Raw genomic sequence first — 13,391 nt, 5'->3', positions numbered from 1 at the left:
CTACGAGTTTCCTTGTGCGGATGCGCGACGCGCAGCGAGTTCGCGTTCAATTTCAATTTCTTTGTGTTTATTAATTTCATACACCAACATCGCCCCTACCCCCATTAAAAAGGGAATGGCGGCGTATAAGCTCACGGATAACTTAATACCGTTGATGGTCTCTGCTGATTGCTGAGTAAGCTGCGCATCGTATCCATAATGCGCCAAAATACCTGCTACCAAGGCGCCACCAATACTTAATCCCAGCTTTAAGCCAAAAATCATGGCAGAGAAAATAATCGCTGTGGCGCGACGGTGATTTTTCCATTCAGAATAATCGGCTACATCGGCAATCATGGCCCACAACAAGGGAATGGTAATACCATAAAATAACCCATGCAGAATTTGCGCTAAAAAGACCATACCTATTGCCTCTGCGGGCAACACGTAAAACAACAAAATAAATAATGTGGAAATAAACAGTGCCACAGCAAACACATCACGCTTACCAAAACGGTCGGCTAACGTTTTCGAGAAACCGATACCAATAATCATGCAGATAATGCCGCCAGCGTTAAATAAGCTGAACCCCGACGTGGCAGCGTCTTCTGGCCATAAAAAAGCATTTAAACCAACGCTAGTTAAAACACTGTTTAACCCAGCAATAAACGCATTAAAGCCAATATCATTTAAAAACTGCGCGACATGTGATTCGCTTAAATAATGGTCAAAATAAAAAATATACATGCCCCCTTTCAACGCTAAGGTAATAAACACCAACACCGTTAACAGCAACATAATGGTCCAAGGTTTATTCTTCACGAGATCACTGACATCCTGTCGCACGCTCGATTTTTGCAGTTGTAGCGATAACACACGCTCTTTAGTGGTTAAAAACGTAATGAGGAAAAATACGATGCCAGTACAAGCAAAGATAAACATGGTTTTTTCAAACCCAACGGCTTTATCGCCATCGCCCAAAATTAATACCAGTGGCAATAACAACGCTTGAATAATAAATTGCGCGACCATAACGGCCACAAATCGATACGCCGATAAACTATTACGATCCGACATATTGCCGGTAAGCACGCCACTTAACGCCGAATAAGGAAGGTTGTTAGCTGAGTACACCAGCACCAACAACACATAGGTAATAAAAGCATAGGCAATTTTGCCCTCTGGGCTAAAATCGGGCGTGCTAAACGCTAGCAGCGCAATAATGCCGAATGGCACCGCTGTCCAGAGGATCCAAGGCCGAAATTTCCCCCAACGTGTTTGGGTACGATCGGCAATTAAGCCCATAATGGGGTTAAAAAAAGCCCCTATCATACCGCCAATAAAGATAATCGTTGCCGCAGCAGCGGGAGGGATCTTGTACACATCAGTATAAAAAAACGCCAAAAAGGTCATAAGCGTTTGAAAGATGAGATTGGCCGCTAAGTCACCTAAGCTATAACCAATTTTTTCTGTGACACTGAGTTTTTGCGTTACTGTTTGCATTTGCCTCTACCTGTTGTTAAGCGCTTTTTATTATTCTCGTTACCTTGGAGCTCTCGCTGTCTTGCACAACCAAAGAATGCAACACAGCAATGACCAGTGCATCGTTTATGTAATTAATGGAATGGCTAATCCTTACCATACAATGCTAATGCCTTAGGAGAATTAACGAAATGTATTGAAAGATTTATGTTTTTTAGCAACCGGCCTGCGTTACCGTCAATTTAAACTTATGCTGCAAGCACACATTATGCGCTTACAGGAGCCACTCTTTTGCAGCAACCCATTTCGCTTACCGAGCACAGCTCGGCAGCATCGCAGATTACCCCAGAAACCGATAATCGCCGCTTTATTATATTTATTACTATCGTTGCTACTTTAGGTGGCTTTCTTTTTGGCTTTGACAGCGGCGTGATTAATGGCACTGTCGATGGCTTACAACAAGCCTTTATGTCTGATAGCGCAGGGACCGGCTTTAATGTTGCCAGTATGCTGCTAGGCTGCGCCATAGGGGCTTTTTTTGCTGGACGATTGGCCGATATTTATGGCCGCAAAAATATTTTACTGGCGGCGGCCATCTGTTTTGTGATCAGTGCTTGGGGCTCTGGTATCGCAGATAGCTCCCTGACTTTTGTTATTTATCGCATCTTAGGTGGCTTAGCCGTAGGCGCCGCCTCGGTAATGGCTCCCGCCTATATTTCTGAAGTTGCTCCCGCGCGTTATCGTGGCATGCTCACCACGGTGCAGCAAATTGCGATTATTTTTGGCTTGTTTATGGCCTTTATAAGCAATTATTTACTCGCAGAATTTGCTGGCGCGTCAACCGCACTCCTCTGGTTCGATTTTGCCGCTTGGCGCTGGATGTTCTGGATGGAGCTGCTGCCCGCGGTGCTTTTTTTACTGATGCTGTTGTTTATTCCTGAAAGTCCGCGCTTTTTGGTCATTGCTGGTAAACATGCAGCTGCTGGAGACGTGCTCTGTCGATTATATGGTCAGCATACCGCTCAGATTAAATTACAGGATATCCAGCAATCGCTTTTGCATAAGCAACCGCCCAAGCTAGCGGATTTATTAGATCGTGGCGGCAAACTGCGTCGCATTGTTTGGGTTGGGATTGGCTTGGCAACGTTCCAACAATTGGTTGGCATTAACGTAGTGTTTTACTACGGCGCCGTTTTATGGCAAGCCGTAGGGTTTTCTGAGTCTGACGCGCTACGCATTAATGTGATCAGCGGTGGGTTAAGTATTGCCGCCTGCGTCATCACCTTATTACTTATTGATAAAATTGGACGCAAACCTTTGCTTAAATGGGGTTCTATAGGAATGACCCTTACCTTGGCCGTGATGGTGCTCGCCTTTAGCAACGCGGCACAGGATACTACGGGCCGCTTAATACTGGGTGAGTGGGGATTGATCGCTTTAATTAGTGCCAATGCCTATGTCTTTTTCTTTAATATGTCTTGGGGACCCGTCATGTGGGTGATGCTAGGTGAAATGTTTCCAAACCAATTACGTGGCTCTGGATTGGCGGTCAGTGGCTTAGCGCAATGGAGCAGCAACTTTCTGATCACCATGACCTTTCCCATGCTACTTAGCGGCATAGGGTTAGCCGGCGCTTATGGTTTATATACAGTGGGCGCGCTGATTTCTATCCTATTTGTGATCAAGATGGTGCATGAAACCAAGGGTACTGAACTGGAGGATATGCAAGGCTAACATGGGCCACAAGTGCAATAAATTCCATAATAGCGCCAGCAACTTACAGAATAGGATTGAGACGGTTAGCGGATTAGGCTGGTCTTTTGTCTAGTCTGAGCAGCTTATGAACAGTTTTACCTTAACCAATGCCCGTGGCGATACCGTGATGATTCTAGAACACGGCGCCAGCTTGTATCGCTGGTCTACTGTAGTAGGCCAGCAACATCGCGATATAATTCTTAGCTATCCCTCGCTACACGATTATCAACAGGATCGTTGTTATTTAGGCGCCGTAGTAGGACCTTATGCTAATCGTATTAAAGGTGGCAAAATTTATATCGATCAGCAATGCTATCAATTGGAGCAAAATGAAGGATCAAACCAATTACACGGGGGACGCTTAGGCTTACAAAAAATGCGTTGGCATAAGCTAACTCACACCCCAACTGAGCTGGTGCTTGGTTGCAATACGGTAGATGGCTATGGGGGGTATCCCGGCCCTATCCAGTTTACTCTTCGTTATCAGCTAGGCAGTGACGGCACCTTAGATGTCCATTTTCATGCGTGGGCCGATTGCCCTACCTTGGTAGGCCCCACGTTACATCCGTACTTTAATTTAGCCACCACGCATACCAACATTGATACGCATCAGCTTTGGTTAAATACTGATCTTGTCACGGTAACCGACGAACACAAAATTCCTACCGGAGAACTGCGGCATATCGCTAACACTGCGCTAGATTTTCGTCAGCCAAAAACGCTAGAGGCATTATCACTCGATCATAACTTTGTCGTCACTGCTGATGTGCAGCAACCGGCTGCCATCCTAACCAGCCCAGATGGGCGCCTGCAGCTGTTCGTAAGTTCTGATTATCCTGGGTTACAAGTGTATACCGGCGATTATCTCCCCTGTCCTTTTGCACCACGACAAGGGCTGTGCCTTGAACCGCAATTTTATCCAGATTCGCCAAACCATAGCCATTTTCCATTTCACTATACACGGCCTGGGCAGCCCTTTGTTGCGCATCTTCGTTATCAATTGATGCAACATCTTTAGGGAGAGAAACCGCACGTTATAGCGATGGTTGTTGATGCGCCGCAACGCATAAAAAAGCCCGGCACGCCGGGCAAGACAACAGGTACAGACAGGATAAAAGCGAAACGTTAGCGGTATAACACCAAATTAAGCTGGTTTTCTAACAACTCTTGGCGACCACTCACTGGCTTAGGATCTAATTGTTCGCGCACGGTAAGCTCGGCCAGAGATTGTAAACTATGCTCACCACTTTGAATGGTTTTACCCAGTGCATCACTCCATCCTGCGTAGCGTTTTGCAACTGCAGCACTTAAGAAATCTTTTTCAATTAACGCTGCAGCCCGTTTAAGTGCCATTGCTAGGTGATCCATACCACCGATATGACCATGAAATAAATCATACCGATCTGAGCTTTGACGGCGTAATTTGGCATCAAAGTTAAAGCCCCCAGTAGAGAATCCCCCCGCTTTAAGGATCTCGTACATAACCAAGCTGAGTTCTTCTACGCTATTAGGAAATTGGTCAGTATCCCAACCGTTTTGCGCATCTCCACGGTTGGCATCAATACTGCCAAAAATACCCAACGAAATTGCCGTGGCAACTTCATGATGAAACGAGTGTCCCGCTAACGTTGCATGGTTCGCTTCGATATTAACCTTGAACTCTTTTTCCAAACCAAATTGCTTTAAAAAGCCGTACACGGTCGCAGAATCATAATCATATTGATGCTTCGTTGGCTCTTGGGGCTTAGGCTCAATCAATAACGCGCCTTTAAAACCAATTTTGTGTTTATGCTCAACCACCATTTGCATAAAACGGCCTAATTGCGCACGCTCTTGACGTAAGTCTGTATTGAGTAGCGTTTCGTAACCTTCACGACCACCCCATAATACATAATTGTCACCGCCTAAACGCTTAGTGGCGTTCATTGCATGAAACACCTGCGTCGCACCGTAGCTAAATACCGCAGGATCGGGATTAGAAGCCGCACCTGCAGCATAGCGAGGGTGACTAAACAGATTGGCGGTACCCCATAATAACTTCACACCGGTTTCGGCTTGTTTTTGCTCGAGTACATCCACGATCGCCGCAAAATTATTGATATAGTCTTTAATGGAATTGCCTTCAGGAGCGACATCAATATCGTGAAAACAGTAGTAAGGGATAGACAGTTTACTGAAGAACTCGAAGGCAACATCGGCTTTATGCTTGGCTTGTTGCATGGCATCGCCACCCGCTAACCAAGGACGATCAAAGGTTCCCTGACCAAACACATCTTGGCCATTCCAACAAAAATTGTGCCAGTAACAGGCTGCCATGCGTAAGTGCTCTGCCATGGTCTTGCCGAGAATTTTTTCACTAGGATTATAATGTTTAAATGCGAGTGGATTGGTGCTGTCGGCACCTTCATATACTATTTTATTAATCTGATCGAAATACTGAGCCACGCTGCTCTCCTTGGTTTTAACTGAATGCTGCCACACTCATGTTGGGCAATGTGGTGGTTAATCACAATTATGTTTTTTCAAAGCGAAATTGTGCTTTTCGTCAACCACCTAGGACTAAAGATCAAAACAAATCGGCTAAACGTTGATATATCGTGGTAAAGCGTTGATACCGAGCCAGTAAATCTGCTTGACGTAATGGATTGGGACGGTGTTCACTCACCAAAGGTGGTTGCACGCAAAGGGTACTAATTGCTGTATCAGGTTGCAGTGCAAGCATGGCTAGCCTTGCTGCTCCCAACGCAGGGCCAACTTCCCCCCCTTCGCGAAACAATAGCGGCTGCTGTAAGATATCAGCCAGTAGCTGACGCCAATAGGCACTGCGAGCCCCCCCACCAATTAAGCTGATTTCGGTGGGTATTAAGCCACTGTCATGCAGTGCCAACGCACCTTGCGCTAGCGCAAAGCTCACACCTTCTAGTACGGAGTAAGTTAGCATGGCCCGATCGGTACTATGCGTTAAACCAAACCAGACACCCTGTGCATTAGGATTATTATGCGGCGTACGCTCGCCCGATAAATACGGTAAAAAAAGCGGGGCTTGTGACGTATTTGGTGGATTATGTTCCAGCTCGTCGAGTAGCTCACTGACTGTCGCCTGTGCCACCGTATCGGCGTACCATTGTAAACAGCTCGCTGCACTGAGGGTGACAGACATCAGATGCCAACTATTGGGTAAGGCATGGCAAAACGCGTGTACCGCAGACTGTGGGTTGGCTTTAAAACCATCACTAACCGCAAAATAGACACCTGAAGTGCCTAACGACAGCATCGCCTGCCCTGGATTGACTATCCCAACGCCAATAGCCCCAGCAGCATTATCGCCCGCACCCGCCACCAGCGGAACCGTTTGCATCCCCCATTGCGTTGCCAGCGCGGGGAGTAAAGTACCGGTGATCTGATTGCCTTCATAAAGCGCAGGCATGTGGTGCCGCGCTAAACCACATGCGGTTAGAAGTGTGTCGCTCCAATCACGTTTTGCCACATCTAACCACAGGGTTCCTGCCGCATCAGACATATCAGAAGCAAAATCACCACTTAAACAAAAACGTAAATAATCTTTTGGTAACAGCACCTTCGCAATACGCTTAAACGCCTCAGGTTCATGTTGCTGCACCCAGAGTAATTTAGGCGCAGTAAACCCAGGCATCGCTAAATTGCCGGTTAAGGCAGCTAAAGTAGGCACCCGTTGCTGCAGTTCTTGGCATTGCGCAAAAGCACGGCCATCATTCCACAAAATGGCTGGCCGAATAACCTGATTATCGCTATCCAGCAAAGTTGCACCATGCATTTGCCCAGCTAACCCGATGGCCTTAACGGCAGCCAGAGAGTGTTGCGAACTTAATTGCTGCATTGCGAGCTGTAAAGCTGACCACCAGTCTTCGGGCGCTTGTTCTGACCACAAAGGATATGGCCGTTGTTGCTGTAACGGTACGCTAACGCTATCAATGACACGACCGTTTTCAGCCAATAAGATAACTTTTATGCCGGAAGTCCCTAAATCTATACCAATGTACATGGTGACCTTAGAAGATAATTTACTGAACATAAAACAATCTTTGATGAGGAGGGTAGGATCAGCAATTACGAAAATTCGTAATGCCCCGCTGAATTCTGTTTTCAGCTTTGACTTGGTCAATTACTGGTCTAATATCGACAAAGCCGAAACTTTTTTTGATAACGGCAAAAATTAAAAACAAAAAAAATAAAAATTATGTAACACACTGACAGGGTGCAACTATGTTTAAAGCAAAACACAGCATTACTTTGTTGTTTAATGCCAACAAAGTGTATGACAGACAAGTTATTGAAGGTATTGGTCATTATCTACAATCGTCAAAAGTAGATTGGGATCTGTATCTAGAAGAAGATTTTTTGTGCCGGCTAGAGCATATTCATGAGTGGGGAGGAGATGGCATCATCGCTGACTTTGATGATATGAACATTCAGCGTGCCTTAGCCAATACCAATAAACCCATCGTAGGCATTGGCGGCTCTTACAGTAATCCAGACGATTATCCCGCCGTACCTTATGTGGCTACTGATAATTTTGCCTTAGTGCAAAGTGCTTACGAGCATTTAAAACGTAAGGGACTCGACCGCTTTGCTTTTTACAGCGTGCCAACTGACGAACAACATCGCTGGGCGAGTGAGCGTGAACAGGCCATTCGTTCGCTAACGGCGCAAGATGGCTATGATTGCCATGTCTATCAAGGTCATTGTACCCGACCAGAAACGTGGCAATATGCTATGAATCGGCTTACCGACTGGATTCAGGGCTTACCCAAACCGATTGGGATTATTGCCGTAACTGACTCACGGGCGCGCCATTTGCTGCAAGCGTGTGAGCATGTAGGTATTATTGTGCCGGATAATATCGCCATTATTGGCATCGATGACGATGATATCGCGCGATATTTAAGCCGGATCAGTTTAAGTTCAGTAACACAGGGCTGCTTTGAAATGGGCTATAAGGCAGCTAAATTACTGCACACTCAATTGAACAACATTGATGTTGGGCAAAAGCGTATTTTAGTTGCCCCTGCTGGGGTAGCCTCGCGGCAATCTACCGACTTTAAAGCACTACGTGATCCTTATGTCATTCAGGCGATGCATTACATTCGCCGCCATGCTACTCGTGGCGCCAAAGTAGAACAGGTCACCGATTTCGTTGGCATTTCTCGTTCTAATTTAGAACAACGTTTTCGAGCTGAGCGCGGTCACTCTATTCACACCGAATTACATAATCAAAAGCTGAGTAAAGCCTGTAAGATGCTGAAGGAAACAGAAGTAAATCCAACCGATATTGCCAAAATGTGTGGTTATCCTTCACTGCAGTATATGTATGCGGTGTTTCAACGACACTTTTCACAAACACCTAAAGAATACCGAAACGGCCACACGGGTATTACCAATACCGCTGCGGTAAACGATTAAAAAACATCCCGCTTCGTATGTTGCAGGTCAATCGCCGACCTGCAACATAGATTGCCAAAAAACGCACAGTCCAGACGCATTTTCATAACACTAAGGCCATTGATGAATATGGCTTTTTTCACTTTAATGGGGTGACGATACCAACACCAGGAGTCACAACCAATGCACCATCACTACAAACCCCTATTACTTAGCATGAGCTTACTACTTGGGTTGAGTGCTTGCCAACCAGCCAGTACCCCAGAAGCCAACAGCAATACTGTCCCTACTGTTACCGCTTCCTCTACCGCCCAATTTGACTGGTTTCACTACCAAGGTATGGATCCCATTTTTGATGGCCCTTTAGCCTCGGGCACCTTTCAAAACCCTGTGTTAGCGGGCTTTTTTCCCGATCCTAGTATCATCCGCAATGGCGATGATTATTATATGACGGTGTCTTCTTTTACTTACACGCCGGGCTTACCTATTTTACATAGCCGCGATTTAGTGAATTGGACCTTACACGGCTATGCCTTAACGCGCGAATCGCAGCTCGATATGGCGGGTTTACAAGTATCACGCGGTATTTTTGCTCCCACCCTACGGGTTAATAATGGGGTGTACTATATCATCACCACGGTGGTTGATCGCGGCGGTAATTTTATCCTAACCGCCACCGATCCAGCGGGCCCTTGGTCAGATCCGATTTGGTTACCCGAAGTAGAAGGGATTGATCCGGATCTGTTCTTTGATGACGATGGCCGCGTTTACATCGCGCACAATGGTGAGCCCGAAGAATCCTTGTATGAAGGACACAAAGCCATTTGGCTATGGGAGTATGATTTAGCGAACCAAAAAATTATTGCAGATTCGCAACGCTTATTGGTCAATGGTGGTGTCGATCTCAGCACTAAACCCATTTGGATTGAAGCCCCACATATTTATAAACATGATAACTGGTACTATTTAGTCTGCGCAGAGGGCGGTACAGCCGATGAACATTCAGCGGTGGTATTTCGTAGTCGTAGTTTAACAGAGCCTTTTGTGCCCTATACGGGCAATCCTATTTTAACCCAACGAGACTTAGATCCCACTCGGCCAGATCCCATTACAACTGCCGGGCACGCCGATTTTGTTCAATTGCCAGATGGCAGTTGGTGGGCGGTGTTTCTCGCTAGCCGCGCTTATCAAGAGCGCTTTTTTAATACGGGGCGTGAAACCTTTTTACTACCTGTAACCTGGAAAGATGGCTGGCCACATATTTTACCAGCAGGCGAAACGATTCCATACCGCTTAAACGCACCTACCAGCTTAGCCAGTGTACCAGCGGCACAGCCCTTAACAGGCAACTTCACCTGGCGCGATGATTTTACTAACAGCACACTCGATTTACAGTGGAACACACTGCGCCAATTTGATCAAAGTTGGTTAACGCTTGCTAATCAGCAATTGCAGCTTAAACCGGGGGTCGGTTTGAGCTCATTCGATCAACCGTCATTTGTAAGTCGGCGCCAGCAACATATGCACTTTGAAGCCAGTACCCAAATGCACATTCCTGCAGCAACCGTGAATCAGGCTTCTGCAGGTATTGTGGCGTTTCAAAATGAAACCTATCACTACTACATGGGCGTTCGCAGCAAAGGTGATGGCAAGGAGTTGTTTTTAGAAAAAGCCGCAGGGGCGGCGCCAGAGCAAATTGCTGCCTTACCCTTAGCCGCAGATGCAACACAATTGCGCCTTAAAATATCAGGCCAAGCTGGCAGCATCAATTTTTACTACGCGTTAGGTGATGGCGAGTGGCAAGCGGTTAGCGATACGCAAGATGCAAAAATATTAAGCACACAGGTAGCAACGGGCTTTGTCGGTACCATGCTCGGTTTACATAGCCGACAAGAAACTGGAGGTAACTAATGATCCTTGCGCGACTACTCTGCTTGGGCTGCATACTGTTTAGCCAATTCGTGCTGGGCTTGCCAAGTGATTACTTGACACCCACCCCCAGCAAGGGCGACTTTGCGCTGGTCGGAAAAAATAGCCAAGCGCTGATGCAGGTAGACGCGCAAGATCATCCGGGCCTGTTGCGAGCCGTGACCAGCCTGCAACAGGATATCGCTAATGTTAGTGGTAAAACCTTAGCGATCAGCCACAACGAGCAAGCCAAACACATGCTGATTATTGGCACTCTTGGTAATAACCCGCTGATACAGCACTTAATTGATGCTGGCAAACTAAATGTGAGTGCTATTGCGGGCAAGTGGGAAGCGTTCCAAATACAGGTGATTTCGGCCCCGTTTCCTGGCGTCGAGCAGGCGCTAGTGATTGTGGGCAGTGATAAGCGCGGCGCGATCTATGGCGTATTCGATCTGGCCGAAACCATTGGTGTATCGCCTTGGCATTGGTGGGCCGATGTGCCCGTCGTAAAAAGTGAACAGCTGTATATTAAAGCCAATACCTTACGCATGGATGCCCCCAAAGTAAAATACCGCGGTATTTTTTTAAACGATGAACATCCTGCCCTGACCAATTGGGTTAACGAAAAATTTGGCGATTACAATAGCCAGTTTTATCTACATGTCTTTGAACTCCTGCAACGGCTCAAAGCAAATTTTCTGTGGCCTGCAATGTGGAATAACGCCTTTGCAGATGATGATTGGCAAAACGCACTCTTGGCTGATGAAATGGGTATCGTTATGAGTAATAGCCATCACGAACCTATGCTACGCGCGGATAAAGAGTGGAATCGCTATGGCACAGGACCATGGGAATACTCAACTAATCGCGAGAATATTTACCGCTTTTGGCAAGAAGGGGCCAAACGACACAAAGCGTTAGAAAGTATTTTTACCTTAGGCATGCGCGGTCAAGAAGATGAGCCGATGAGTGAGGGTGACAATGTGGAGCTGTTACAACAAATTGTTACTGATCAACGGCAAATTTTACAAGAAACCTTTACTGATCGGCCTGTAGAGCATGTTCCACAAGTATGGGCGCTGTATAAAGAAGTACAGGGCTTTTATGAGCGCGGAATGCGGGTGCCAGATGACGTGACGCTACTGTGGGCCGATGATAACTACGGTAATATCCGACGTTTGCCTACCGCCAGCGAGCGCAATCGCGCAGGCGGTGCTGGCGTATATTATCATTTTGACTATGTGGGTAGCCCCCGCTCTTATCGCTGGATTAATACGGTGCCAATGGCGAAAATTTGGGAGCAAATGAATTTGGCTTGGCAATTTCAAGCTGATCGCATTTGGATAGTGAATGTCGGTGATCTTAAACCAATGGAATTCCCCACTGATTTTTTCTTACGGATGGCATGGAACCCGGAGGCCTTTAATGCCAACAATTTACAACAATTTGCCAGCGATTGGGCCGCACAGCAATTTGGCACTGCGCATGCAACCACCATCGCCCAGTTAATTCAGGGTTATACCCATCATAATGGCCGACGCAAACCAGAAGCCATAGCACCAGACACCTACAGTATTTTTCATTACGGCGAAGCTGCGCGGATAAGCCGTGAACTGGCAACACTGGTTGCTACAGCCGATCACGTACAACAGCAGTTAGCCCCCAAGCTGCACGATGCGTTTATTCAGTTGGTTGCGCATCCGCTAAAAGCCAGCCAGGCGGTGTTTGAACACAACCGCGCAGTAGCAATGAACCAGCTGCATGGCACTCAGGGCCGTGTAACCACTAACTACTGGGCCGAACAGGTACGATTTTGGTTTGATCGCGATGCCGAACTCACCACGCTTTATCATAGCTTGGGTAATGGCCGCTGGAACCATATGATGTCGCAACCGCACATCGGTTTTACTTACTGGCGCAACCCGCCAGCGAATTTGATGCCGGTCGTTGCTGTAGCAACACCTATGGCGGTGGCAGATATGGGCGTTGCCGCCGAGGGCTCGCCCTTGTCCTGGCCAATTAGTGAGTATCAAGGCAAAACACTGGCGCTGGAGCATTTTTATCCACATGGCCAACAGCAGCGTGTCATAGAGGTATTTAACAAAGGGACTCTACCCTTTGAATACCAAGCCGTTGCCTCCGCAGACTGGATTACGCTCAGCCATAGCAGTGGATTACTGGAAATTGAACAATCCATCACCGTAACGGTGGATTGGGCGAAAGCGAAAACGGGGCTGAATACCGCAGAAGTGCATGTTACCGGCACCGGCTGGGGCGGTGCCAAAGTGCAGGTATCCGCAGTAAAACCCGTTACTACGCCAACGCAGGGGTTTATTGAAGCCGATGGCTACATTGCGCTGGAAGCAGCCAGTGGTAAGGTGGTAGGTAATACGGCTAACGCGTGGTGGCAGGAAATTCCTTGGCATGGTCGTCATCATTCTTCGATGTCGGCCATGACAACATTGGACTATCAGATAACAGATGTTCTAAATGCACCCTACCTAGAATACCCGGTGTACTTTCATAGCAGTGGCCGCTTCACTCTGCATAGCATCGTCGCGCCAACCTTGGATCTGGTGCCGGGGCGCGGGTTACGTTTTGCGGTTGCGTTAAATAACGACACGCCACAATTCGTGGATGTGCTGGCCGATAACCGTTATGAAACGTGGGAAAAAGCGGTTTTGGATGGCGTGAGAGTTGGCAACAGCGCACTGGATGTTCCCCAACCCGGTGCCTATACCCTGCGCATTTATTTGGTTGATCCGGCACTGGTACTCCAAAAGCTGATTATCGATACAGGGGGGTTAAAACCGAGTTATCTGGGTCCACCAGAAAGCCGTCGCTAA

The 13,391-nt window shown here is 47.1% G+C and carries 8 protein-coding genes; 5 read left to right on the top strand and 3 right to left on the bottom strand.

Translation table 11 applies throughout. The features are described from left to right. Nucleotides 1-1,482 carry an MFS transporter gene (locus tag IE070_RS08110; protein ID WP_189482289.1) on the bottom strand — a complete coding sequence of 494 codons (1,482 nt, stop codon included), beginning with the start codon at nt 1,480-1,482 and terminating at the stop codon, nt 1-3. Nucleotides 1,483-1,752: 270 nt separating this feature from the next. On the opposite strand from IE070_RS08110, the gene IE070_RS08105 reads away from it, so the two are divergent. Together IE070_RS08105 and IE070_RS08100 are read left to right on the top strand one after the other, a co-directional pair. Next, complete coding sequence (locus tag IE070_RS08105) at nt 1,753-3,195, top strand: sugar porter family MFS transporter (RefSeq protein WP_268247348.1); 1,443 nt, start codon at nt 1,753-1,755, stop codon at nt 3,193-3,195. A gap of 106 nt (nt 3,196-3,301) precedes the next feature. Then, a complete protein-coding gene (locus tag IE070_RS08100) occupies nt 3,302-4,234 on the top strand; it encodes an aldose epimerase family protein (RefSeq protein WP_189482288.1) in 933 nt (310 codons plus the stop codon). 107 nt (nt 4,235-4,341) lie between these two features. Here IE070_RS08100 and xylA read toward each other — a convergent pair whose 3' ends face one another. After that, a complete protein-coding gene (xylA, locus tag IE070_RS08095) occupies nt 4,342-5,661 on the bottom strand; it encodes a xylose isomerase (protein ID WP_189482287.1) in 1,320 nt (439 codons plus the stop codon). 121 nt (nt 5,662-5,782) lie between these two features. Continuing rightward, nucleotides 5,783-7,237 (bottom strand): xylulokinase, encoded by a 1,455-nt coding sequence (gene xylB, locus IE070_RS08090; RefSeq protein WP_189482604.1) that lies wholly within the window; start codon nt 7,235-7,237, stop codon nt 5,783-5,785. A gap of 221 nt (nt 7,238-7,458) precedes the next feature. Between xylB and IE070_RS08085 the strand changes: the two genes are divergently transcribed. The 3 genes from IE070_RS08085 to IE070_RS08075 all read left to right on the top strand — a co-directional run bounded on the left by IE070_RS08085 (nt 7,459) and on the right by IE070_RS08075 (nt 13,391). After that, nucleotides 7,459-8,655: a XylR family transcriptional regulator gene (locus IE070_RS08085; RefSeq protein ID WP_189482286.1), complete on the top strand. Its 1,197-nt coding sequence runs from the start codon at nt 7,459-7,461 to the stop codon at nt 8,653-8,655. Between the two features lie 162 nt (nt 8,656-8,817). Next, complete coding sequence (locus tag IE070_RS08080; RefSeq protein WP_229796983.1) at nt 8,818-10,545, top strand: glycoside hydrolase family 43 protein; 1,728 nt, start codon at nt 8,818-8,820, stop codon at nt 10,543-10,545. Further along, nucleotides 10,545-13,391, top strand: a complete 2,847-nt coding sequence (locus IE070_RS08075) for a glycosyl hydrolase 115 family protein (RefSeq protein WP_189482285.1) — start codon at nt 10,545-10,547, stop codon at nt 13,389-13,391. Before IE070_RS08080 ends, IE070_RS08075 begins: the two co-directional genes overlap by 1 nt.

The organism is Alishewanella tabrizica, from assembly GCF_014652375.1.
GTDB lineage: Bacteria > Pseudomonadota > Gammaproteobacteria > Enterobacterales > Alteromonadaceae > Alishewanella > Alishewanella tabrizica.
The sequence above is the reverse complement of the archived record's forward strand: the minus strand, read 5'-3'. Positions and strand labels throughout refer to the sequence as shown.

What these genes read in the sequence shown, in the direction of transcription:
- IE070_RS08110 (WP_189482289.1), bottom strand. Translation starts at nt 1,482, where the DNA reads ATGCAAACAGTAACGCAAAAACTCAGTGTCACAGAAAAAATTGGTTAT.
- IE070_RS08100 (WP_189482288.1), top strand. Translation starts at nt 3,302, where the DNA reads ATGAACAGTTTTACCTTAACCAATGCCCGTGGCGATACCGTGATGATT.
- xylB (WP_189482604.1), bottom strand. Translation starts at nt 7,237, where the DNA reads ATGTACATTGGTATAGATTTAGGGACTTCCGGCATAAAAGTTATCTTA.
- IE070_RS08085 (WP_189482286.1), top strand. Translation starts at nt 7,459, where the DNA reads ATGTTTAAAGCAAAACACAGCATTACTTTGTTGTTTAATGCCAACAAA.
- IE070_RS08080 (WP_229796983.1), top strand. Translation starts at nt 8,818, where the DNA reads ATGCACCATCACTACAAACCCCTATTACTTAGCATGAGCTTACTACTT.
- IE070_RS08075 (WP_189482285.1), top strand. Translation starts at nt 10,545, where the DNA reads ATGATCCTTGCGCGACTACTCTGCTTGGGCTGCATACTGTTTAGCCAA.